Source organism: Roseibium album (assembly GCF_001404515.1).
GTDB classification, from domain to species: Bacteria; Pseudomonadota; Alphaproteobacteria; order Rhizobiales; family Stappiaceae; genus Roseibium; species Roseibium album.
The window spans coordinates 35,812-60,230 of record NZ_CXWE01000008.1; the positions used below are offsets into that span (position 1 = coordinate 35,812).

Annotated in this window: 20 protein-coding genes; 12 read left to right on the forward strand and 8 right to left on the reverse strand. The window is 57.9% G+C overall.

Features of this window, described 5'->3' with window-relative positions; all coding sequences use genetic code 11:
* Nucleotides 1–67: 67 nt before the first annotated feature.
* The 8 genes from LA5095_RS24575 to LA5095_RS24610 all read left to right on the forward strand — a co-directional run bounded on the left by LA5095_RS24575 (nt 68) and on the right by LA5095_RS24610 (nt 10,759).
* A complete protein-coding gene (locus LA5095_RS24575; protein ID WP_082442943.1) occupies nt 68–934 on the forward strand; it encodes a LysR substrate-binding domain-containing protein in 867 nt (288 codons plus the stop codon).
* 173 nt (nt 935–1,107) lie between these two features.
* Nucleotides 1,108–1,491 carry a VOC family protein gene (locus LA5095_RS24580; RefSeq protein ID WP_055120374.1) on the forward strand — a complete coding sequence of 128 codons (384 nt, stop codon included), beginning with the start codon at nt 1,108–1,110 and terminating at the stop codon, nt 1,489–1,491.
* A gap of 116 nt (nt 1,492–1,607) precedes the next feature.
* Complete coding sequence (locus LA5095_RS24585; RefSeq protein ID WP_029062202.1) at nt 1,608–2,015, forward strand: MAPEG family protein; 408 nt, start codon at nt 1,608–1,610, stop codon at nt 2,013–2,015.
* Nucleotides 2,016–2,164: 149 nt separating this feature from the next.
* Nucleotides 2,165–3,652 carry an exosortase T gene (gene xrtT / locus LA5095_RS24590; protein ID WP_055119911.1) on the forward strand — a complete coding sequence of 496 codons (1,488 nt, stop codon included), beginning with the start codon at nt 2,165–2,167 and terminating at the stop codon, nt 3,650–3,652.
* A 4-nt stretch (nt 3,653–3,656) separates the two neighbouring features.
* Nucleotides 3,657–5,924, forward strand: coding sequence for a VIT and vWA domain-containing protein (locus LA5095_RS24595; protein ID WP_055119913.1), 2,268 nt, complete (start codon nt 3,657–3,659; stop codon nt 5,922–5,924).
* A gap of 95 nt (nt 5,925–6,019) precedes the next feature.
* Nucleotides 6,020–6,730, forward strand: a complete 711-nt coding sequence (locus LA5095_RS24600; protein WP_055119920.1) for a response regulator transcription factor — start codon at nt 6,020–6,022, stop codon at nt 6,728–6,730.
* Nucleotides 6,727–8,364, forward strand: a complete 1,638-nt coding sequence (locus LA5095_RS24605) for a sensor histidine kinase (protein WP_055119922.1) — start codon at nt 6,727–6,729, stop codon at nt 8,362–8,364. The genes LA5095_RS24600 and LA5095_RS24605 overlap by 4 nt, the downstream gene beginning before the upstream one ends.
* Before the next feature lie 100 nt (nt 8,365–8,464).
* Nucleotides 8,465–10,759 (forward strand): fused MFS/spermidine synthase, encoded by a 2,295-nt coding sequence (locus LA5095_RS24610; RefSeq protein ID WP_055119924.1) that lies wholly within the window; start codon nt 8,465–8,467, stop codon nt 10,757–10,759.
* 164 nt (nt 10,760–10,923) lie between these two features.
* On the opposite strand, the gene LA5095_RS24615 is transcribed toward LA5095_RS24610, so the two are convergent.
* The 6 genes from LA5095_RS24615 to LA5095_RS24640 all read right to left on the reverse strand — a co-directional run bounded on the left by LA5095_RS24615 (nt 10,924) and on the right by LA5095_RS24640 (nt 17,577).
* Nucleotides 10,924–11,457, reverse strand: coding sequence for a DUF934 domain-containing protein (locus tag LA5095_RS24615; protein WP_055119926.1), 534 nt, complete (start codon nt 11,455–11,457; stop codon nt 10,924–10,926).
* 33 nt (nt 11,458–11,490) lie between these two features.
* The gene (locus tag LA5095_RS24620) at nt 11,491–12,252 is read right to left on the reverse strand and encodes a phosphoadenylyl-sulfate reductase (RefSeq protein WP_055119928.1); all 762 of its coding nucleotides are present in this window, start codon (nt 12,250–12,252) and stop codon (nt 11,491–11,493) included.
* Complete coding sequence (locus tag LA5095_RS24625) at nt 12,239–13,897, reverse strand: nitrite/sulfite reductase (protein WP_055119929.1); 1,659 nt, start codon at nt 13,895–13,897, stop codon at nt 12,239–12,241. The genes LA5095_RS24620 and LA5095_RS24625 overlap by 14 nt, the downstream gene beginning before the upstream one ends.
* A gap of 68 nt (nt 13,898–13,965) precedes the next feature.
* A complete protein-coding gene (locus tag LA5095_RS24630; protein WP_029062210.1) occupies nt 13,966–14,265 on the reverse strand; it encodes a DUF2849 domain-containing protein in 300 nt (99 codons plus the stop codon).
* A gap of 18 nt (nt 14,266–14,283) precedes the next feature.
* A complete protein-coding gene (gene cysG, locus LA5095_RS24635) occupies nt 14,284–15,747 on the reverse strand; it encodes a siroheme synthase CysG (RefSeq protein ID WP_055119931.1) in 1,464 nt (487 codons plus the stop codon).
* A 663-nt stretch (nt 15,748–16,410) separates the two neighbouring features.
* Entirely contained in the window at nt 16,411–17,577 is a 1,167-nt protein-coding gene (locus LA5095_RS24640; RefSeq protein ID WP_055119932.1) for an acetyl-CoA acetyltransferase, read from the reverse strand.
* Between the two features lie 544 nt (nt 17,578–18,121).
* Here LA5095_RS24640 and LA5095_RS24645 point away from each other — a divergent pair.
* Complete coding sequence (locus LA5095_RS24645) at nt 18,122–19,792, forward strand: alpha-glucosidase family protein (RefSeq protein ID WP_082442945.1); 1,671 nt, start codon at nt 18,122–18,124, stop codon at nt 19,790–19,792.
* 87 nt (nt 19,793–19,879) lie between these two features.
* The gene (locus tag LA5095_RS24650; RefSeq protein WP_055119934.1) at nt 19,880–20,665 is read left to right on the forward strand and encodes a glycosyltransferase family 2 protein; all 786 of its coding nucleotides are present in this window, start codon (nt 19,880–19,882) and stop codon (nt 20,663–20,665) included.
* Nucleotides 20,666–20,684: 19 nt separating this feature from the next.
* Here the strand turns inward: LA5095_RS24650 and LA5095_RS24655 are convergent, their stop codons facing one another.
* A complete protein-coding gene (locus LA5095_RS24655; RefSeq protein WP_055119936.1) occupies nt 20,685–21,878 on the reverse strand; it encodes an HD domain-containing phosphohydrolase in 1,194 nt (397 codons plus the stop codon).
* Between the two features lie 202 nt (nt 21,879–22,080).
* On the opposite strand from LA5095_RS24655, the gene LA5095_RS24660 reads away from it, so the two are divergent.
* A complete protein-coding gene (locus LA5095_RS24660; RefSeq protein ID WP_055119938.1) occupies nt 22,081–23,304 on the forward strand; it encodes a TIGR03862 family flavoprotein in 1,224 nt (407 codons plus the stop codon).
* Nucleotides 23,301–23,759 carry a YaiI/YqxD family protein gene (locus LA5095_RS24665; protein ID WP_055119940.1) on the forward strand — a complete coding sequence of 153 codons (459 nt, stop codon included), beginning with the start codon at nt 23,301–23,303 and terminating at the stop codon, nt 23,757–23,759. The genes LA5095_RS24660 and LA5095_RS24665 overlap by 4 nt, the downstream gene beginning before the upstream one ends.
* A gap of 200 nt (nt 23,760–23,959) precedes the next feature.
* On the opposite strand, the gene LA5095_RS24670 is transcribed toward LA5095_RS24665, so the two are convergent.
* Nucleotides 23,960–24,316 carry a BA14K family protein gene (locus tag LA5095_RS24670; RefSeq protein ID WP_029062218.1) on the reverse strand — a complete coding sequence of 119 codons (357 nt, stop codon included), beginning with the start codon at nt 24,314–24,316 and terminating at the stop codon, nt 23,960–23,962.
* Nucleotides 24,317–24,419: the final 103 nt, after the last annotated feature.

Sequence of the window (24,419 nt, forward strand, 5' to 3'; positions counted from 1 at the left end):
CTTGAAGCGGTCTTGACCAATCATAATTGACCGCACTAGACTGTAGAAAAACTACTGTCATGAAAAAATGCGCACTCCTAAGTTACAGCACTTGAGAATGTTTGATGCGGCGGCAAGACATCTCAATTTCCGCCTTGCCGCCGAGGAGGCAAACCTCACACAAGGCGCTGTTGCACAAGCAATACGGGCGCTTGAGACGGACCTGGACGTATTGTTGTTTCACAGGAACGCGCGCGGCCTGTCCTTTACTGAAGTTGGGCAGCGTTATCATTCCGATGTTTCCAGAGGATTGGCAATAATCGAAGAGGCTACAAAAAAATTGCAGCCTGAAAGCAACGTCGTCACCATCAGCGTTCCACCGTCTTTTGCGTCAAAGTGGCTGGTTCCGCGGCTCCCGAAATTCATGGAGATCAATCCGGAAACAGAAGTCAGGATTGTCGCAAGTGAACACATCACCGATTTTCAAACGCAGGACGTGGACGCTGCGGTCCGGCAAGGCGGCAGACCAGCGAATCAGGATCTCGCCATTCACCGCCTGGCCGGGTTGGATCTGAAGGCGTATTGCAGCCCGAACGCCGATTTCTGTCCTGTCGAACCCTGCGGTTTGCGTGACCTGGCAGATTTGCCGTTGATCCAGGACGGGCACAGGTTCTGGGAGAAACTGCTGCCGGAGCAGGGCCTTCCCTGTCCGAAAGCCTCGCTCCAGTTCAATCAAACATCGCTCGCGCTCGATGCGGCGGCCAATGGCCAGGGAATCGCCATAGCGCCTCATCTCATTGCCTTTGGAGACGTGAATACCGGGCGACTGCGCGAAGTCTGGCTGGAAGAGGCAGAGCCTGAACTCGGATTCTGGCTCGTCCATCCGGTGAAACAAACCGCCAACCGGATTGCCTGCAAAGCGCTGATCGACTGGATTGCTGACGAGTGCCGTTAGTCCGCAGTGGTGCACATCCGACATTCAATGGATGCCCTCCAGACGCCGGATTGTGATCTCTGCACATATTGTTTCAAAAAATTTGCCCGCACCTGTCGGATCTGACAGTCCCTCTCCGTCCTCCGATCACCTGGGCCTTCCAGGCGGATCATCAAACCTTGAGGATGGAAGACATGACCAATCCGATGCAAACCCATGGCGCGTTCAGCTGGATGGAGCTTCACAGTGGCGATGGCGCGAAAGCTAAGGAATTCTACACCGGCCTGCTTGGCTGGGGTCTTGAAGACATGGAAATGCCGGGCATGACCTATACGGTCATCGCAAATGGTGAAGAGAAGATCGGTGGCTTTCCTCCAATGGCTGCGGAATCGCCGCGCTGGGTGCCTTATGTCACTGTCGATGACGTCGATGCGCGCATCGAAAAAGCCAGGTCGCTCGGTGCAACCATCGCCAGCGAACCCATGAGCGTGCCGGGTGTCGGCCGCATGGCAACGCTTGTCGATCCTGTTGGCGGGGTCATTGCGCTGATCACCTATGAGACCCCGGCTGACGCCTGATCCCTGATCGCACCGCTTATCCGGTTCCCGTGGCCTTTTGACCGGCCGGCAGTCGCGTTCCTGTTCGTAGCTGCCGGCCGCCACGAAGGCCGTCTCGAAATTTGGAGGACCCAGAAATGGAAATCATTTCCGCACTGCCCGTCACAATAGTCTTTGTCGCCATCTTTGCCCTGATACAGATCCCGATGACTGTCGCAGTCGGACTTCGTCGCCTTCAGACCGATGTTCAGTTCATGGACGGTGGTGACAATATCCTGCTGCAACGGATGCGCGCTCATGGCAATTTCACCGAAACCGTGCCTATAGCCCTGCTTGCAATGGCTGCCGCGGAGCTTGCGGGTGCACCGCAGATACTGCTCTTGGCAGGCGGAATTGCGCTGTTACTCGGGCGCATGCTCCACTATGCAACGATTGTCACGACGGGTTTTGGCATTGGCCGCGCGATCGGCATGCTGCTGACGCTTTCTTCCCTCGTTCTGTTTCCGGGCTTTGTTCTCTTCAAGACCGCCGGCCTCGGATTCTAAAACACCCGCAGTACAGGAAACGCTGGCCGGCGCGATACCAGACATCAGGCATTCGGAGCCGGTCACTGTTTTTCCAGTTTGGAGGAATTGCGCAAAAACTGCACAAGGCCTGACAAACGGCTGCAAGCGGAACCGGCACAACAGGTGCCATGACACGTTTCGCGCCATACTCACTCACCACGGCAAGCTTTGTACTTGCCTCACTCGTTCTTGCCTATGAACCCGTTCGCTGGCTCATCGGGACCTGGTTCGATCCGTCCTACCCCTCATCGGGTGCGCTCTACCTTGTGGTGATTCTGGCGCTTCTTGCCTGGTCGCTCGGCAGTGCAGTCACAGGGCCAGAGACCCGACACCGCCAAACAGCGATCGCCCTCCTCCTGGTATCGGGGTTCATCCGTTTTCTCAGCCAGGTACTCGCGATCAATGTCATCGGCGGGCTTGCGCTTGCCCTCGATATCTATGCACTTTCCGTCCTGCTCCGCACCGGGAGCCGCGCGCGACCGGTTTCCCCTTTCTGGCTGTCGATCCTGTTCCTGTTCACACTTCCGGTGGAACGCATAATCCAGCGGATTGTCGGATATCCGCTGCAGGAAATTTCCGCAAATCTGACCTGCAGGGGCCTGGGGCTCATCTTCCCGGACGTTCAATGCTCCGGAATCAGGATCGAACTTGCCGGCAAGGATGTCCTTGTGGATCTGCCTTGCTCCGGCACATCCGGCCTGATGCTCGCCATGGCGTTCATCGTGGTTCTGAACGCTCTGTTCCGGCCCGGAATTCTGGTTTCCGTTTTCTGGATCGCACTCACGATGTCGCTCAGTCTGCTTGCCAACGCTCTGCGGATCGGCGCGCTTGCCATTGGACTTTCCCATCCGGAACACGTTTTCGGCCTGAATGTCATGGCCCAGCCACTGCACGATATCATCGGCTATGTTGCACTTGGTCTGTCGTTGCTGCCCGTCCTTGCCTTTTACAAGCCGCGCCGGGTGAACAGGTCCACCGGTACCACCGGCTGGTTCGCCTGGTCACCGAGCAGGCCCGTTCAGCACTTGAGCGCGCTTGTCTTTCTTGCCTTGGCGCTGGTGATCGTCACCCTGCCGCGAAATGCTCTTGATGTGTCAGCTGCGACACAGCTACAGATCCTCCCCCTGTCGCTCGGCGGGGAATTTGGTGTTGATGAGGACCTGCTGCCGGTCGAGCAACGCTATTTCGAACAATACGGAGGGCACGCCCAGAAACGCCGTTACGGCGCGCTTGCCCTGACCCTCGTACAGACAACATCGCCGTTGCGGCACCTGCACGCTCCGGATGATTGTCTGCGCGGGCTCGGTTACGACGTGGAATTCCTGGGAACACGCTTCGCTCCGGTTCCGACTGCCCTCTACAGGGCACGCTCCGAAACCGGAGAAGAATGGCGTGTTGCCGTCACCTTCACTTCCAGCACCGGCGAAACAACCCACAATATCGCGGAAGCCATCTGGCTGTGGCTGCAAAACCCGGGAGCCCGATGGACAAGCATCCAGAGAATTACACCCTGGAACCTTCCGGATAGTCATCTGGAAACCTTTGAAGCCGCAGCCATCGCCGCCCTTGATCTTCGCACAACAATTTCCAGCAAAACCATAAGCCGAGAAGGATAGTTCCATGACTTTTCTGACGACATTTGCTGCACGGTTCACAACCGTTTTCGTGATCAGCACTGCATTGCCTGCACAGGCAACCCTGCCCACACCCGATGAAATGTCGGGCGTGGTTCTGGCGCAACATGGAGGCAGGGAATTCCAGCTTCCCTTGCTGAAATCCGATTACAAGATCGAAATTGACGGCGACATCGCTCATGTCGAATTGACGCAGACCTTCCTCAATTCCTCCAGCCACCCCGTCAACGCCACCTACCTGTTCCCGATGAATCAGAAGGCTGCCATTCACGCCATGCGCGTCGACCTCGACGGCGAGACGCTGATTGCCCGGATCAAGGAAAAAGACAAGGCCGAAGCTGCCTACGAAAAGGCGAAGGCGGAGGGCAAAGGCGCCGCTCTGCTGACGCAACACCGGCCGAACATGTTCACCCAGGACGTTGCGAATCTCATGCCGGGACGGCCTGTGAAAATCACGATTGAATATGTCCAGAACGTACCGAAGGTCGATGGAGCTTACGAACTGGTGGTTCCGATGGTGGTCGGGCCACGCTACGAGCGGCCGGGCCGGACAAGTCCGGCAAAGCTCGTGAGCTACACCAAGGACGGAGAGATGGAGAGCCTGGCATCCGGTGACACATCCGTTGCCGAAGCTGCGCCAAGAACCGACAGCGTATCCGGCTGGTCCATCGACAAACTTCCGGCTTATCCGCCTGTCATCGGACAGAACGCGCCAAAGACAATCGACCCGGATCGCGTTGCACTCGATCTCACGCTCAATTCACCGATCCCGATCTCGCATCTTGAAAGTGATACGCACGCGGTGACAGTGGTCGGCGACGGATCGCAAAAGTCTGTTCGCTTCACCTCGGGACGAGAGATCGACAACAGGGATTTTGTCCTGCGGTATGAACTGAACTCGGAGAAGGAGATTGCGTCAGGGCTCACCTCTCACTTTGACGCCGAACGGGGAGGATACCTTTCACTGCTGATTGAACCTCCGAAAATTCCGCCGGAAGCGATGATCGGGAAACGCGAACTGGTCTTCGTGCTCGACACTTCCGGATCCATGAGAGACCAGCCGATGAATGCGAGCAAGGCATTCATGACGACCGCCATCCGGTCTCTCAGGCCCGACGACCACTTCCGTATCATCAGTTTTTCCAGCAGTGCGTCCCATTTTTCGAACAACTCGACCAAAGCGACCGACTGGAACAAGCGCCTGGCAATCAGCCACGTCTCCAGTCTGCGCGCCGGCGGCGGGACGGAACTCAATCACGCCCTGAATGCCGCTTTTGACACGCGGCAACCTTCCAACACGACGCGCATCGTGGTCTTTCTCACAGATGGCTATATCGGTGATGAAAAGAATGTCATCCAGACAATCTCCGACCGCATCGGAAACGCCCGTATCTATTCCTTCGGTGTCGGAAATTCGGTCAATCGATTTCTGCTTGACGCGATGGCCCGGGAAGGACGCGGATACGCCCGCTACGTTCCGGTGGACGGGAATTATCGCGAGATCGCCGCAGACTTTGCAGCAAAACTGAAAACACCGCTTTTGACCGATATCTCCGTTGACTGGAACGGGCTGGTCGTCTCGGAACCGACGCCGGCAAAAATTCCGGATCTGTTCGAGGGTGGTACCGTTCGGGTTCTGGCCAGATACCGCCAAGGCCGCAAGCACAGGATCTATGTCAACGGCATCGTCAACGGCCACAAAGCGTCGTTGCCACTCGACGTCGATCTTGATGCGGATGAAAGCTTTGCGACCGCACGAGCAGCACAATCTGAAAAAACCGTGCCGCTGATCTGGGCACGGGAACAGATATTCGACAAGAACCGGGCCTATACAATCGGCGGGAGCAGCAACGAAAGTCTCAAAAGGCAAATCACACAACTCGGCCTGACCTACTCCCTGCAATCCCGCTTTACGTCCTTTGTGGCGGTCTCGGAAAAGACGGTCAACAATGTCCCTGCGAGCGCTCAAAGCAGGAGTGTGCCGTTGCCGCAGGCCTCAGGCGTGCCGAAAAGCGCCTATCCGTCCTTGAACCTCAGCGGCAGTTCCGCGCCGGAACCGGAAGGTATGTTCGGCCTGATGCTGGTTGTGCTGGCACTCGCCGCGCGTTTCCGCCGCTCCATTGCCAAAGCCTTAGGGCGCCCCCTTTCAACCCTGAAGCGCAGTCACCGAAGGTCCATGACCGCAGGCTCGACCCGGACCGACACTGCCCTTCCCCGAAGCGTGCGCCGGGATGGCTGGTGGCTGGAAACATGAAACTGCCTCGGTTATCTCTTAGTGAAACGCCAATTCAAATACCTCGAAATCAGCTCCCGCGAAGAAGGCGGGAGCCAATTGCCCGGACCAGTCCATTGCAGACCAAAACCATTCTCGTCGTCGACGACGATCCGAATATCCGCGAAGTGATCTGTTTCGCCCTGCAGAAAGCATCCTACATTCACGAGGTTGCAACCAACGGCAAGGATGCGCTGGACAAGGCGGTGCTTTGCTCTCCCGCACTTGTCATTCTCGATATCGGGCTGCCGGAAATGGACGGCCTTGACGTGTGCCGGGAGTTGCGAAAAAAGTCTGAAGTCCCGATCCTTTTCCTGTCCGCCCGGGACGATGAAATTGATCGCATCATCGGGCTGGAACTGGGCGCGGACGACTATGTCACCAAACCCTTCAGTCCGCGCGAACTGATTGCGCGGGTCGGTGTCATTCTCAAGCGCTACGGAGCCCCACAATCCGTGGCAATCCCGGCTGAAGGTTCCAGCCTTGCACATGGCCTCTTGTGCCTGGAAACAGAAGAACGTCAGGTCTCGATTGACGGCAACGACGTCACGCTTACCGCCATTGAATTCGATATTCTGACGGCCCTGATGAGCCGTCCCAAGATCGTCTTTACCCGCGAGCGCATACTTGAACGGGCCTACAAGGACAACATTCACGTCTCCGACCGGACCATTGACAGCCATATCCGCAACATTCGGGCAAAACTCGGATCCGCGGGATGCGGCGATGCCATCGAAACCGTCCACGGTGTCGGCTTTCGGCTCGGCCCCTGCGAAAATGGAAGTTGAGCCTGACAATGCTGTTCTCGCGATCCTTCCGTGACCGCTGGCGACCGCCTCTCAGCCTGGTCATCGCGCTGGTGCTGGGGATCATGCTGCTTGTCCCGCTTGGCGGGATCGTCTTTTTCCGCGTCTATGAAAATCAGCTGATACAAACGACGGAAGGCGAACTGATCGCGCAGTCCGCAGCCATCGCAGCCATCACCGCACAGCACCTGAGGCAATTCGGCGGTGAAGACCTTCCTCTCGGCACAAATGCCATCGATCAGCCCATCCCCTATTCCATGGAACCGCTGATCTCCACGCTTCGCAGGTCAAAAAACCAGCCTGAAGGCAACTGGGCTCCGCAACTGCCCATCCTCGATCTGAACAAGACGCCCGTTCTGCCTGCCCGCGCCGACCCGGTGGCCACGGATGTCCGGATTCATCCGGCTTATCATGCGACAGGAAAGGCAATCGCCACGGTACTGAGGGATACCCAGAGACTGACACTTGCCGGTTTCAGAATTCTCGATCCAAACGGGATCATTATCGCGGGCCGGGATGATACCGGCCTGTCTCTTGCGCATGTCGAGGAAGTTCAGACAGCGCTTGGCGGCCGCTATTCGAGCGCTCTGCGCGAACGTACAGTGCAGAACCCCCAACCGATCTATTCCATCAGCCGCGGCACCAGTGTCAGGGTCTTCGCTGCCCTTCCGATCGTCCTCGACGGCAAGGTTGCTGGTGTCGTCTATGCCTCGCGGACACCAAGCAATATCCTGCGTGAAATGTTCCTGAAGCGGGAAACAATGTTCTGGGTCCTCGCCTTCGTGCTCAGCGCCACTTTGGTTGTCGGCGTCATCTTCGCCCGCGGGATCGCCGGACCGATCAAGGCGCTCACGGAACGTTCGTTGAAAATCGGCCGTGGAGATCGCGATGCGCTGAAGCCACTCGTCATCCACGGAAACCGGGAAATCCATGCCTTGTCTTCCAGCATGCTGGATACATCGCGCAAGCTGTTCGAGCGAAACGACTATATCAACACGTTCGCCAATCACGTGACTCACGAACTCAAGACACCGCTGACCGCGATCCAGGGCGCGACCGAACTGCTGCGCGATGGTGGAGATGAACTCAGCGACGCGGAGCGAGAAAAGTTTCTCGGAAACATCCTGGCCGATACGGAGCGAGCCTCACGATTGTTGAACCGCCTGCGCGAACTCGCGCGGGCCGATAGCGTGGAAATCGGCGGAACGTGTCAATTGTCGGAGGTGTTGAGTGACATCAGACGACGATTTCAAGGGATCACCATCGATGCAAGAGAAGACTGCATGTTGCCGCTTGCAGCCGAGAATGCCCGCATTGTCTTCGAGAACCTGATCGACAATTCCATCCGTCACGGCGCAGACCGGGTCTCGTTTTCTCCTGAGGAGACAGAAAACGGATTCACGCTTGCCGTTGCCGACAACGGAGAAGGCATATCCGCCGGGAACCAGGACCAGATATTTGACCTGTTTTTCACCACGCGGCGCGCAAGCGGAGGCACCGGTATGGGCCTCGGAATAATTCAGGCACTACTCAAGGCCCACCAGGCAACAATCCGGTTGAGGCCTCAGGATCGCGGCGCCTGCTTTGAAATCTGCTTTCCACCCAGAAGACGTTGAACCTTTATGCTTCTGTTACCTTTATCTTAAGCACGTCTTTTATGCGTTGTTTAACACGCTCTACGTAGTCTCCCCTTGGGTAACTTTGGGATTGGACACGATGCAACAAACGCGACAGCCGTCACTTTCGCGCGGAGAAAGTGGAAGCCTGGGTATTGCGCTTCCGGTCCTGCAGCTCTTTGCGGGGACCTTGTTCCTGAGCGCGTTTTTGCTGTTTTCGGTCCAGCCATTCTTCTCAAAACTGGTTCTGCCGAAACTTGGAGGATCACCCGGCGTGTGGTCCGTCGCAATGGTCTTCTTCCAGAGCGTTCTGCTACTGGGATATACCTATGCGCATATTCTGACACGATATCTGCAAACGAGACGGGCAATACTTGTGCACGCAGTGGTCCTGTTGTCCGCGTGTGTTTTCCTGCCGTTGGGGATTGCGTCCGGCTGGGATACGCCCCCCGTGCAGCATCAGGAAATCTGGCTTCTTGGATTGTTTGCAGTCTCGGTCGGTCTACCGTTTTTTGCAGTATCGGCAAACGCCCCGCTGCTTCAGGCCTGGTTTACCCAGACCGGCCACAGGCACGCGTCGGACCCATACTTTCTTTACGGCGCGAGCAATATCGGCAGTTTTGCATCGCTCTATCTCTACATTCTCGTACTGGAACCAGCTCTTGCGCTTGGAACCCAGTCGCTGTTGTGGACAGCGGGCTACTTCATGCTGGTCATTGCAATCCTGCTGTGCGGTGCCTCCGTATTCAAGCAGTCGGACACTGTTTCAGATCACCCCGGCGGGTCTTCCAACGCCGACGATGCCGCTACTGACCAACGTATCCCGGCAAAACAGATCCTTGTCTATCTTGGACTTGCCGCCGTACCGTCGGCGCTGACGATCGCCCTCACCGCGCATATTGCCGTTGACATCGCCTCCGCACCGTTCATGTGGGTCGTTCCCCTTTCGCTGTTCCTGCTGACGTTCGTCATCGCGTTCAAGAACAAGCCCCTGATTTCGGTCGACTTCTTGTCGAACCTCCTTCCCTGGACCGCCATAATTGCGGCCGCAGTTATTTTCCTTCCCAAACTCTTGCCGCTGACATTCGGGCTCGGCGCCAATCTGCTGATCTATTTCATCACCGTGCTGTTCTGCCACGCGCGGCTTTATCAGCTTCGTCCGCACGCGAGCCAATTGACGGCCTTTTATCTCTGGATGTCGGTCGGCGGTGTCCTTGGCGGTATCTTTGCCGGTCTGGTCGCGCCGAACATCTTCAACTGGGTGGCCGAATACCCGATGCTGATGCTGAGCGCACTGTTCCTGCTACCGCTCAAAGGCGGCGCCACCTCCAGATCCGTCTTCTGGACCATCACCGCTGGCTCCGTTCTCGCATTTGCATTCTGGGCGGCCGCAACGCGTGGCCTGATCCCGGAATTGAAGGGGCACGAGATCGTCACCCTGTCGATCATCGGCCTGATTACGCTTGCAGCCATTGTGCAGCTCAAGTGGCAGGCCGTGTCCCATGTCCTGCTGGTTCTGACCGTTCCATTTGCCCTGCTGTTGCAACTTCACCCGAGCGTCGTTCACTCGGAACGGTCATTTTTCGGTGTCATAAAGGTCAAGGACACCGACAACGGTTTGCATCGCAGGATGGTGCATGGCACGACCGTTCACGGCAGCATTGCCATGAGCGCCTTCGAACCGGACGTTGGAACAGGCAATCCGGAACCGCTTGCCTACTACCACGAGACAGGCGAGATGGCCGACACGTTGAACGCAGCGAGAGTTGCGGCCGGTGGCACGTTGCTGCATGCCGGCATCGTCGGTCTTGGAACCGGAAGTTTCCTGTGCCACATGCAGCCTAGTGAAGAATGGGCTGTCTACGAAATCGACAAGTCGGTCATAGATGTTGCGTCGAACCCGGCTTACTTCCGCTTCATTTCAGACTGCGGCCCGCAGGCGAAGATGGTTCTTGGTGATGCGCGCCTGACACTGGAGGCGGAGCCGGACGGCAAATTCGACTATCTGCTCATCGATGCGTTCTCATCCGATTCCATACCGGTTCACCTGATGACCAGGGAGGCAATCGACCTCTTCTTTTCAAAACTCTCGGAGAACGGGTTGCTGGCGCTCCACATATCGAACCGGTATCTGGAACTGGCCAGCGTGCTGGCCGCCATCGCCGAAGTGGATGGATATGAATTGCGTTTTGCTGAATTCAGCGCAGCTGAGGACAAGACCAAGCCCGATCAGGTCTTCGGAGCAAATGTCATGGTGCTTGCACGCGAAGAAGCCGATTTCGGCCCGCTTCTGGAAAACTCCAGATGGAATACCGTTTCGGCAGGAGACACGCGGCCCTGGACGGATGATTATTCGAACATTGTCGGCGCGATTGTCCGGCACGAGTTCAGGTAAAGGTGGTCGATTCGGGCCCAGCCTGGTCGCAGCTGGTGCGTCTAGTTGAAGGCGCTGCCTGCAGACAACGTCACCCGGTCACAGGTCCCTGTGCCCGGGTGACTGCATTCCTGGAATGGACGGCGAGACAAGGCGGGACGCTTCGCTCTTGTCTCGCCGGGTAATTATTCGGCCGCAACAGCGACATCCCGGAAGGAGCGGCGCGCCCAGGGGCGGGTTCCGAACGGAATTTCGTCGACCGTCCCCACCGGCTGCAGGTACTTGGTGACTTCCGGCCATTCGCCCGCCTTGAGTGCTTTCAGCACTTCCGGCTTGGTAATCTCGAACGAGGAAACACCACACCGGCGCGCGAGCGGCACCTGGTCCAGAATGTACTTGCCGGCAGCCCGGATATCCCCCTGAAAGCCGATCTGCTCACGCAGTACCCGGGCCGCGGAAAAGCCGCGCCCGTCGGCAAAACTCGGGAAGTCGACAGCGACATAGGCCAGATTGTCGAGGTAAAGCTGTAGCAGTTCGACATTGTCGCCGGCCTCAACTAGCACTGCTGTTTTTCCGTTGCGAGCGAGATAGTCGTTCGCGGCCTCCAGAAACAGGGTCTGCGGTACCAGCGCGTCGCCTTCAATGGCGCTACCTGTTTCGGCATCCACCCGGATCCAGTTCTCTTCTACGAACTCGCCGTCCTTGTAAATCGTTGTCATTTCGTGCGTCCTTAGTTCCAGTTTAGGCAGCGGTCAGATGCCGCTGCCGTCGATTTCCTTGCCATGGGTCGGCCAGTGAATGCCGCATTCCGTCTTGTCCTGGCCACGCCAGCGGCCTGCGCGCGGGTCTTCGCCCGGTGCAACCTTGCTGGTGCAGGGCAGGCAGCCGATCGAAGGATATCCTTGCGCGACCAACGGATGTGGCGGCAGTCCGTGCGACTTTGCATAGTCCAGGACCTCGGCTGCAGACCAGTCGGCCAGCGGATTGACCTTCACCCGGCCCGCGTCGACCTCAAAGTTCTCGAGACTGTTGCGTGTCGCGCTCTGATGACGCTTCCGGCCTGAAATCCATGCTTCGAAACCATGAAGCGCCTGCTCCATCGGAACCACCTTGCGGATGTGACAGCAGGCATCCGTGTCGGTCATCCAGAGCATGCCGGACGGGTCCTGCTCCTCCAGGTCCTCCCTGGTCGGCTTGAAGGTGCGCACATCCGTAAGACCAAGCTTTTCGATCAGCTCGTCCCGATAAAGCAGGGTTGCCGGGAACAGCTTCACCGTGTCGATGAAGAGCACGGGTGTCGAAGGATCAATCTGCGCCACCATGTGCAGCAGCACGGCAGAGTCGGCACCAAAACTGGAGACCATGGCAATGTCACCGGCGAACTGATGCCGGATCGCGCCCAACAGGATCTCCTGGGCCGACATGTCCTCGTACTGGGAATTCAGCGCGGCGACTTCCGCCTGCAATCCCAGCTCAGGATCAACCCCCAGACTGAAAGTTTCATGCAGCGCCATAAAGGGCCTCCTTGAAGGGTGCCTCCCCAACCCGGCGGTAGGCGTCCAGGAAGGTTTCTTCCTTGCCGGATCGAAGGCCGAGATAGGTATCGACCAGCTTTTCAATCGCATCGATGACTTCCTCGGAAGAAAAGCCGCGACCGACGATCTCACCGATGGAAGCATTCTCGTTGGCCGAACCGCCGAGCGTTACCTGGTAGAATTCCTCGCCCTTTTTCTCCAGACCGAGAATACCGATATGACCGACATGGTGGTGGCCACAGGCATTGATACAGCCGGAGATCTTGATCTTGAGTTCGCCGATTTCCGCCTGGCGTTCCGCCGTGCCGAAGCGTTCGGAAATGCGCTGTGCCACCGGGATAGAGCGCGCCGTTGCCAGGGCGCAATAGTCCATGCCCGGGCAGGCGATGATGTCGGTGATGAGACCGGCGTTGCCTTCGGCGATTTCGGCGGCAGACAGCCGGTCATAGATCGCCGGCACGTCATCAAGCTTCACATGTGGCAGGATAACGTTCTGTTCGTGGCTGATGCGGATTTCATCATGGCCGTATTGTTCTGCCAGGTCAGCAATCACTTCCATCTGCGCATCAGATGCATCGCCCGGGATACCACCAATCGGCTTCATGGAAAGCGTCACGGAAGTATAGCCCGGCACCCGGTGCGGGTTCAGGTTGTGCGCCAGGAACTGGGCAAAGGCGGCATCGGCATTCCGCCGCGATTCTACGGCCTCGGAAGCAGACGGGCCAACCTCAAGCGGGGGCGGTGCGAAATAGGCTTCGATGCGACGGACTTCCTCGTCCGGCAGGCGCAGCACGCCAAAGCGGATCTTTTCGAACTCCTCCTCGATATCCGCCTTCAGTTCTTCCAGGCCGGTTTCGTGCACAAGGATCTTGATCCGCGCCTTGTACTTGTTGTCGCGGCGGCCATAGCGGTTATAGACGCGCAGGATCGCTTCCGAATAGGCCAGAAGATCTTCTTCCGGCAGATAGTCGCGCACCTTGCGGCCAATCATCGGCGTACGTCCAAGACCACCGCCGACATAGACCACAAAACCGATCTCGCCTTCATCGTTCCGTGTCAGCTGCAGGCCGATGTCGTGCACCTGCACAGCGGCCCGGTCGTTGGGCGCTCCGGTGATCGCGATCTTGAATTTGCGCGGCAGGAACGAAAACTCCGGATGAAGAGACGACCACTGACGCAGAATTTCCGCATAGGGGCGCGGGTCTGCGATCTCGTCGGCGGCCGCGCCGGCAAAGTGGTCAGCCGTCACGTTTCGAATGCAGTTGCCGGATGTCTGAATGGCGTGCATTTCCACTTCCGCCAACTCTTCCAGGATCTTCGGCGTGTCTTCCAGCTTTGGCCAGTTGAACTGAATGTTCTGGCGCGTCGTGAAGTGGCCGTACCCCTTGTCGTAGGTGCGCGCGATATGCGCGAGCTTGCGCATCTGGCGACCGTTCAAAGTGCCATAGGGAATGGCAACCCGCAGCATGTAGGCATGCAGTTGGAGATAGAGACCGTTCATCAGGCGAAGAGGCTTGAACTCGTCTTCCGACAATTCGCCCGCAAGGCGGCGCCGGACCTGGTCCTTGAATTGCTCGGTGCGCTGATTGACAAAACTCGCGTCAAATTCGTCGTAGCGGTACATCTTGAACTCTCCTAGCAGGCGCTGCCGTTTTCGATTTTTCCGGCGCTGCCTTTCCCTGTTGTCTTTTTTCAGGCCGATACGGCCTGGGCCTGTTTACCGAACTGCGGGTGGGTGGTCGGACCGGCGGCCCGGATGCGCTCACGCAGGCGGACCGGCACAATCACGCCGTCCTCCAGTGTCACGTCCATTTCGTAGACGCTGACGACTTCCTGGTTTTTCTCGGCCTCCTGGCCGATGGCCAGTCCTTCCGCGACCTGGTCTTTGCCGTCGAAAGTTCTGGCCAGCGTTATGCGCTCGACCCAGCTGCCGTTTTCGCCGAGCCAGACAACGTCGCCGTTCAGCAAGCGGTTGGCGGTGATGACTTTCATTGCGTCTACTCTCTTTCGTCAGGCAACTGCGGCGCGGGCCACGTCAAGCGGCACCAGCGTTTCGGCCTTGTGCAGGGCGGCGTGGCCAACAGCCTCGCCTATGACTATGAGGACCGGGCCTTCGATTTCCGCACGGTTCGACAAAACCGCGAGTTCGGAAAGCGTTCCGGCAAAAAGGCGTTCATCCGCATGAGCGGCATTTTCCACGACCGCGACCGGGGTTTGCGGCTTCAGGCCCGCGCCGATCATCTTGTCGGCAACCGCGGCTGCAACAGTGCGTCCCATATAGACGGCGACAGTCGCGCCTTTCAGCGCAAGACCGGCCCAATCCGGCAGCGTCTCGGACTTGGCGTTGTGGCCGGTTGCAAAAACAAGGTTGGAGGCCACTCCCCGCAGGGTCAACGGGATCTGGGCCGAGGCGGCCGCGGCAAAGGCTGCTGTAACGCCGGGGACGATCTCAAATCCGATCCCGCCTGCACGGAGCGCCTCCATTTCCTCTGCGGCCCTGCCGAATATCATCGGATCGCCGGCCTTCAGGCGCACAACTTTCAAACCCTTCGTTCCCAATTCCACGAGCAGATCGCAGATCTCGTTCTGCGCGACGGAATGGGCCCCCTTGCGCTTGCCAACGGAAATTCGCTCCGCATCACGGCGCCCCATGGAGACAACACCCGCCGGAACCAGGGCGTCATGAACGATCACATCTGCTTCCTGCAAAAGCCGTTGCGCCCTGAGCGTCAGGAGGTCTTCCGCGCCAGGGCCAGCTCCGACCAGCCAGACATAACTGGGCTCGTCGGCCATGCCGTTCAGCAGTCGCTGTGCATCGGCACGGGCTGCATCCGGCTTGCCGGCATAAAGATTTGTCGCCACGGAACCGGAGAAAAACCGGGCCCAGAAATTGCGTCGCAGCCCGCCGTCGGCAATTACCTTGGAGGCTGCATCGCGAAAACTTTCAGCAAGACGCGCCAACTGCCCGGTTGCCCGCGGCAGCATCGCCTCGATGCGAGCGCGGATGTGGCGGGACAGAACCGGGCCGACACCGGTGGAGGTAATTGCTACGGCGATTGGCGCCCGATTGACCAGGGCACCGGTGTAGAAGTCGCAGAGTTCCGGCTTGTCGACCGCATTCACGGGAACACCCATGATCCGGGCCGCGTCAACGACGGCCTTGTCGAGGTCCCAGTTTTCCTGGGCGGTAAACACCAGGGCCGCGCCGTTCAAATGTGCGGGACGAAATCCTTCCGCGACGTGCTCGGCTTCGAAGAGGTCGATCGCCTCACGCAGGTCCTGCTCGACGGTGTTGGAGATCACGACGATCTTTGCGTTGGTTTCGCCCAGCAGCCGCACCTTGGCGGCGGCCTCGGCGCCATGGCCAACCACGAGCACCCGTCTGCCCGCGACCTTCATGAACGCGGGAAACACGTCGAGCCGGTCTTCCGGCTTTTTCAGCGTTTTGACTATGTCACCGCGACGACTGGCCATCTTCAAGGGTCTCCAATCCCAGATTGATGGCCTTAATGTAATTTGCCCCCTCCGGAAGTTCCGGGCACCGGTTTTCAAAGCTCGGCTCGGAAGAGGAATAGTTTTTTCAAGCTGAGCCGTTTGGCCGATTCCCGTTCCAGAGCGCGCAGCCAAGACAGTGTCCCCGGAGACGCCAGCAGCTAAATCGTTCAGTTTTTCCAAGGAACTGGCTGAGCCCGGACCGTTGTTTCAGAGTGACCTGAACCGGTCCCGGATCAAGTCCGGGACGGGACAATTTTCTTTGCCCATCCAAGATCCCGAATATCCGTGCGCGAACTTACATGACGTCATCACGGACGCTGCGCAGCGGAGATCCGGGATCGAGACCGCACGGCACCGTGCGGATTGCTTCCAGCACAAACGGTCGCTTGCAGCTCTCCGGTCCCGGCTAGCGCTTCGCTTGGCCGGAATGACGGTGGATGTTTTTCGTCTCACGGCAATCCAGTTGTCATCCCTGCGCAGGCAGGGATCCAGTAGTCACCGGGCTCAACTCAGTGCCAGTTACCTCAAGTTACAGACCACTGGTTCCCGGTCTTGCCGCTCGCGCGTCAAACCGGGATGACAACAGAGGCTCAGTCAAAAAGCCCAAGGAAATCGCCAATTTTGAACTATGCAATCGGTTGGTTACCGCATCGCCTGCATTACCGAGACGAAGTTGGCGACGGCTGCACCGCCCATGTTGAAGATGCCGCCGATTTCGGCGTTCTTCACCTGAATGCCGCCGGCTGTGCCGGTAAGCTGCATGGCGGTGAGGACATGCATGGAAACACCTGTTGCACCGATCGGATGGCCCTTGGACTTCAAACCGCCGGACGGATTGACGGGCAGCTTGCCGTCCATTTCGGTCCAGCCTTCCAGGATTGCCCTTGCTCCTTCACCTTCAGATGCAAGGCCCATGGCCTCGTATTCCAGGAGTTCGGCGATGGTGAAGCAATCGTGGGTCTCGACGAAGGAGAGATCCTCCAGTGCAAGATTAGCATCGCCCAGCGCTTCGCCCCAAGCTTTCGAACAGCCCTCGAACTTCAGAATATCGCGGCGGGACATCGGCAGGAAATCCTGGACATGGGCCATGCCGCGGAAGGCGACAGCCTTCTTCATGCCGAGCGCGGTTACCGGGTCAGTGAGGACGAGCGCGGCTGCACCGTCGGACACCAGCGAGCAGTCCGTGCGTTTCAGGGGACCGGCAACAAATGGGTTCTTTTCGCTTTCCGCGCGGCAGAAGTCGAAACCAAGATCCTTGCGCATCTGCGCATAAGGATTGCCAACGCCGTTCTTGTGGTTCTTGGCCGCAATTTTTGCCAACGCGTCCGACTGGTCTCCGAATTTCTGGAAATATCCATCGGCGATCTTGCCGAAAACGCCGGCGAAACCGGCCGGCGTGTCGCCTTCTTCCTTCAGGTAGGAAGCCTTCAGAAGGTTCTTGCCGATTTCAGGGCCCGGTGCGGTGGTCATCTGTTCCACGCCGACCACAAGCACAATCCTTGCATCTCCGGAGGCAATCGCCCGCACACCCTGGTGCACGGCGGCAGACCCGGTCGCGCAGGCGTTTTCAACCCGCGTGGCTGGCTTGAAACGCAGTGCGGGATCAGCCTGCAGAACCAGGGAGGCGGTAAAGTCCTGCACGGAAAACCCGGCGTTGAAGTGACCGAGCAGGATCTCGTCGACGTCTTCTGGTGCAATCCCGGCATCGTGAATGGCATCAACCGCCACCTTGACGATCATGCTTTCAACGGTTTCTTCGGCGTGCTTGCCAAAGGGCATGTGCGCCCATCCCACCATCGCTGCCGTCATGAGATTTCCTCCAAATGAGCCTGTTGAGCGGTAAGGGCATCCCGGCACGGGCCAGCAGAAGCTGACCGACCTGATGTCCACCTTACGGACACTTCGCTGACGGGGACAGTCCCAGCTTCCATGCTGCTTTGCAAGAAGAAATTGACCTTTACGTCATTAATTTCTTATTATCTCTTTTTTTTCAATTATTTATATATAGTCAAAAACTTGATTTCTCATCCGCCCAGCCAATCACGGATCGTCGGCATTTAGAAAAACGACGGCTGACGACGATCTGTTTCATAGCACTGTCACGTTTAACGGGTAACTGCATCCCCGTTGGAGAAAGACATTATTCTATCGCATTTTATCGCATCGCCGGTTCTGCCCAGCAGGACCGGCTTTTTACTTTTTCAACATCGGTTTTCCATGAATTGCCGCGCCCTCTTACACACGTGCACACGATTTTCTGAACAATGTAACTTGACCTCATGATCCGCGGCCTATAGCGATTCAAAGCGCTTTGAATTATCAATCCGCGCGTGACGCGGAATGGAGACCGGGAATGTTTGAAGAAGCCGAAACGGGCCAGGAGGCCGTCATGCCTGATACGAGGATCATAGGTTCGGACTGGTGGCGCGGTGCGGTGATCTACCAGATTTATCCGCGGTCCTTCAACGACAGCAATGGAGACGGCATCGGTGACCTCAACGGGGTGACCGAACGCATGGACTACATTGCCTCGCTCGGTGTTGACGCCATCTGGTTGTCGCCGTTCTTCACCTCTCCCATGGACGATTTCGGGTATGATGTTTCGGACTATGAGGATGTCGACCCGATGTTCGGGACGCTGGACGATTTCGACCGCATGACGAAGGCAGCTCACGAGCGCGGTCTCAAGGTCATGATCGATCTGGTGATCTCGCACACGTCCGATCAGCATCCCTGGTTCAAGGAAAGCCGGTCCTCGAAGGGCAATTCCAAAGCGGACTGGTTTGTCTGGGCCGATGCCAAGCCGGACGGCACGCCCCCCAACAACTGGCTGTCGCTCTTTGGTGGTCCCGCCTGGGAGTGGGACAGCCGGCGCTGCCAGTATTACATGCACAATTTCCTGGCGAGCCAGCCGGATCTCAATTTCCACAACGGGGATGTCCAGGATGCCGTTCTGGATGTTGCAAGGTTCTGGCTTGATCGCGGTGTCGACGGCTTCCGTCTGGACACGGTGAACTTCTACTTCCACGATGCGGATCTCAGGGACAATCCGCCGCTCAGCGCCGGTGAAGCACCGTCAACGGTTGATCCGACCAACCCTTACGGTTTTCAGGATCATCTTTATGACAAGACCCGGCCGGAAAACCTCGTGTTCCTGGAAAGGTTCCGGGCGCTGCTGGACAAATATCCCGGATCGACCTCCGTGGGTGAAATCGGTGCGGACGGCCAGGCCGTCGAACTGACTGCCGCCTATACGGAAGCAGACAAGCGTATCCACATGGCCTACAGCTTCGATCTTCTCACGCCACAGCATTCGGCATCGTATGTCCGCCGTATCGTCGAGGACATGAACGCGGAAATAGGGTCGGGCTGGGCCAGTTGGGCCCTTTCGAACCATGATGTCAAACGGGTTGCGACACGCTGGGGAGAAAGCAAGGACGTCTCAAGGTTCGCGCCACTTGTTACCGCACTTTGCGCGTCGTTGCGCGGAACACCCTGCCTTTATCAGGGAGAAGAACTCGGTCTGACACAGGCTGACGTCCCGTTCGAGAAACTTCAGGATCCCTATGGCATTCGCTTCTGGCCGGAATACAAGGGCCGCGATGGTTGCCGCACTCCGATGCCATGGGTAAAGGACAATGCCAATGCGGGCTTTTCGGAGGCCGAGCCCTGGCTCCCCGTCGCCCCTGAACATCTTGCGCTTGCGGCATTCGAACAGGACAAGGACGAGACGTCGATCCTTTGCAGGAACCGCGCTTTTTTCACTTGGCGGCAGAACAAAACCGCTCTCAAGAAGGGCGACATGGTGTTCCTTGAAAGCAGCGACGAGACGCTTGTCTTCACCCGGAGCTACAGAAACGAGATGATCCTGTGTGCCTTCAATCTGGCCGATGAAGAGGTGACAATAATCCTTGACGGTCTCGATCTGGAAAACCTCAACGCACCGGGCTTTGCAGGCACGATCCTGGGCAACGAGATTACACTCGGTGGCCTCGATGCAGTCTTTGCCAGAATAAATTCCTGATTTACATGCTTCAAAAGAACTCCCGGCGCGGCTAAAACAGGCGCGCCGGTCTGTCTCCGGTGCCTTTGACAACCTGCCGGACCCTGAATGACCAACCGCCTGCCCTTGTCTGCCTTTATCATTGCCAGGAACGAAGCCGACCGCATTTCCCGGCCAATCCGAAGCGTGATCGACTGGGTGGACGAGGTTATCGTCATCGATAGCGGATCGACGGACGACACGATCGCCGTTGCCGAGAAGCTCGGCGCCAGGATCGTCCACAAGGACTGGCAGGGCTACGGACCGCAAAAGCGGTGCGGTGAAGACCAGTGCCGCAACGACTGGCTGTTGAACCTTGATGCCGATGAAGAGGTTACCGAAGACCTCGCCACCGAGATCCGTGCAAAGTTTTCCGACAACAGCTATCGCGATGCCGATGGCTGGCGCATCATGATCCGGGACATGTATGCCCACGAAACGGAACCGGCGCCGTGGGCTTACGGGTATAACCAGATCCGGCTATATGACCGGCGCAAGGGCCGGTTTTCAGATTCAAGCGTCCATGACACGGTACGCCCGGTGGACGGCGCGACGATTGCAAATCTTTCCGGCATCATGGCCCACCGCTCGATCCGCTCGCTCGACTTTCAGGTGGGCAAATACAACCGGTATTCCGGCATGCAGGTCGAGGACATGCGTACACGCGGCCGCAAACTGCCCCGTTCCCGTTTGCTTACCGAATTTCCAGTCAGCTTTTTCAAGGCCTATTTCGTCCGCAAGTACCGCAAGTACGGCTGGTGGGGCTTCATTCTGTCCATGAACTATGCCCACGCCCGGTTCCTGCGCGTCGCGAAGGCCTATGAGGCGGAACTGCTTGCCGGGAAACAACGATAGCGACCGTTTCCCGGTCTTCCTAACCCGACGCTTTCACAGGCTCCTCCGGCACCGCGTGCCGTTCCACGCGGATCGGCTGACGAACGCCGGTGGTGTGATGGAAATGCTCAAGGCGCCGGATGGTCGTCGGCGTCAGCGTGTGATCGCGCGACAGCACCAGTTCGTGACTGTTTTCCGCCAGAACGTCGTCGATGAGAATGTCGCCCGGCCGAAGAGAACGGATATAGCATTCCGAAATCTGACCCTTCCTGTCTTCCGCCACATCGTCCAGGAGCACTTTTCTGGCGGCCTCCAGAAGTTCGGGATCGTATTTGCTTTTCTTGATCATCAACGCTTCGAACGCGGCAACATCCGGCCCGTGTTCCGGACTGGCGTACCACAGATCGGTCAGGAGCTTGAGAATGCGGGATATCTTCGGAATCTCGGTGCCGGTGGGTCCGTCCTTGGGAAATCCGGACCCGTCAAATCCGCGTGCAGACAGGAACAACAGCTCGGACACCTTTTCCAGCTGAGGAATATTCTGCAGGAGGTCCCGCGTCTGACCCGGCGACCGGTCAAGCACGTCTCTTTCCTGCTCTGTCAGGCTGCGCGCAGCCCGATAGCGCGCAAGGATCTGCTTGGGCAGCAAAGCTTCACCAAGCGGTGACAGCATAACCGCCATTTCCAGTTCCCAGGTTTTCCTGATGCCGATTTCCTTCGCCAGCCTCAATGCCTGTTTGCGTACGGTCGCAGTGCGCCGAAACGCCTCGGGGTGAAAAAGCCCGAGCATATCGATCAGCAATTTGACCGAGCCGGCGAGCGTCCGCTCCAGCATCGCCCGGTCCTTGGCCTGTTGCCGGTGATATGCGAGCGCGGTTTCAAGAGCATTTGCAAGATCTTCGGGGCGACACGGCTTTTCGAGAAACATGAAGGCACGGCCTTCGTTCAGTGTCTTCTTGACAGCCTCGGCGGATGTCTCGCGGGTCAACATAAGCCTTGCAGCCTGGGGCACGATCATTTCCGACGCCCTCAGGAATGCCGTTCCACCTCGACCGGGCAGATTGAAACACGAAAAGATCACCGCGGTGTTTGTGTTCTGTTTGAGAAATTGCAGGGCTTCTTCAGAGTCGGAAAAGCAATTTACCTTGTAGTGGTCACCGAACAGACGTTGAAACGCTTTCCGCACAGCAGTGTCCGGGTCAACGACGACGATAGGGTCAGTTGCTGTTTCCATGAATCGTGCCTCATGCCAAAGACCGACCGGAACTTGTGCTTTCGTCAGCCGTATCTTCCGCGCAGGATCTCATGTGACGGATAACAAATACTTGCGAAACTCGGCATCTACTGTCAGCACTTTTCGCGGGGGTGTGTAATGTTCCCAGAAGTTTGTGCGTTCGACGGTGGCCTTTTACGCGAAAGTCGCCCTATAAGGCCCCATGCTTGATGTGCTTGTTATCGGTGCCGGCCCGGCTGGCCTATTTGCTGCTGATCATCTGTCCACGCGAGGACACTCGGTCACAATTATCGACCAGATGGCGTCGCCGGCCCGCAAATTTCTCATGGCTGGTCGGGGCGGTCTCAATCTGACGCACAGTGAAGACCTGCCTACTTTCCTGTCCCGCTATCGGGAGGCAGAGCGTTTTCTCACTCCCTTGATAAACGCCTTTCCACCACCGGCGCTGACAAACTGGTGCCACGATCTGGGTCAGGAAACCTTCGTTGGATCAAGCGGGCGAGTTTTTCCGAAGACCATGAAAGCCTCACCACTGCTGCGTGCGCTGTTGCTCAGACTGCAAGCCAACAGGGTTCAACTCCGGGTGCGGTACAGGTTTACCGGCCTGGACGACAACGGTTCAGTGCTGGTCGAGACCGGGAACGGAGGTTCGGAGACCCTGTCCGCACGCACGGTTCTGCTTGCGCTCGGCGGGGCGAGTTGGCCCAAACTCGGCGCCACGGCAACCTGGAGTCCCGTGCTCGAGGAACGAGGCATAACAGTGACACCATTTCAGCCCGCCAATTGCAGGTTCCTGGTGTCCTGGAGCCCCTTTCTGACTGAAAGATTTTCCGGATCTCCCTTGAAGCGAATTGGAATAAGTGTCGGCGACCGGTCCATACTTGGAGAAGCCATCCTCTCGGCAAGGGGATTGGAAGGCGGTGCGATTTACGCGCTTTCGGCGGACATCCGGGAGATCATCAACCGGGAAGGATCGGCAAGCCTGCTGCTGGATCTCCGTCCCGCGATGAGTGCATCGGACCTTGCCGCGAAACTGTCGCGACCACGCGGAAAACAGTCACAATCCACTTTCTTGAAGAAGACGCTCAAACTGAATGCCGTCGAACTGGCTCTTCTTCGAGAATCGGGTCCATTGCCGGGCGACACGGATCTTCTTGCTAAACGGATCAAGTCGATACCCGTCACTTGTCTTTCGCCCTATCCAATGGATCGGGCGATCTCGTCTGCCGGTGGCATCGCCCTTGAAGAACTCGACCCGGACCTGATGCTCAGGAAAATGCCCGGTGTCTTTGCGGCCGGAGAAATGCTGGACTGGGAAGCTCCGACGGGCGGATACCTTTTGCAAGCCTGTTTCGCCACCGGCCGCCATGCGGCAGAAGGTATCGTGCGCTATCTGGACAAACTGACAAAAGGAGAAGCCGGATGACGGTCCTGTATGTGGATGCGGACGCCTGTCCGGTGAAAAACGAAGCAGTCCGCGTCGGCGAACGTCACGAGGTCGCAATCAAATTCGTTTCCAACAGCTGGATGCGCCTGCCCGAGGGAGACCTGATCGAGCGAGTGGTGGTTCCCGAAGGGCCGGACGAGGCCGACAACTGGATTGCGGAACGAGCCCAGCGCGGCGATGTCGTCGTGACGGCAGACGTGCCACTTGCTGCCCGTTGCGTGAAGGCCGGGGCGCTTGTCATCGGACCATCAGGGAAACCCTTCCGCGAGGACGGCATAGGCATGCGTCTGGCCATGCGCGATCTGAATACGCATTTGCGGGAAACCGGTGAAATCCGGGAAGGCGGTCCGGCATTTACAAAGGCGGACCGGTCCCGGTTCCTCAATCAACTTGAAACGACCATGCGCGCGGCGAAGAGAATCTCGACAGGTTAGCCGGTTCAATTGACGACGACGGCAATCTCCGCCCGGACGGTCTGGACATAAGATTAAAACGAAAACTCCCTGCAAGGCTGGGAGGAAACCTTGCAGGGAGACGCCGGAGACACTCGCAAGTGTCGTATATGGACCGGCTTGTTATTGCATTGTCTTTTGATCTGCCGGGACCGCTGACCGGTCCCGGTAAACTGAAAGCCTTAGCGGCAGAACTTGTACTGACCGGAATAGGCCAGGAAATAACCGGTGTTCGGATTGAAGGACCGGTACTTGGCACGGCAGTAGTTGAACCAGGCCGGCGACCAGGGAGCTGCGCGGTAGGTGACAACCGGAGCCGGTGCCGGGTAGTAGGCAGGCGGCGGTGCATAGTAGCGTGGTGCCGCGTAGCGACGCTGTGACAGCGCGGAGCCAATGATTGCGCCCGCAGCAAGGCCACCTGCGATCCCTGCGCCGACACGCCAGCCATTTCCAGCTTCAGCGGTTGTTGACTGCGAGGTCAGCATGACACCTGCGACAAGAGCGAGGGCGGTGGTGGTGGTTGCGATCTTCCTGAACATTTCGGTGTCCCTTCTTGGTTGCGAGGCACTCGTTGTCTCTCCGCCTCAACTCATGAAAGGACACTAGACCAGCACTGTCCGGGGCTCTGTGACCGGGGTCACA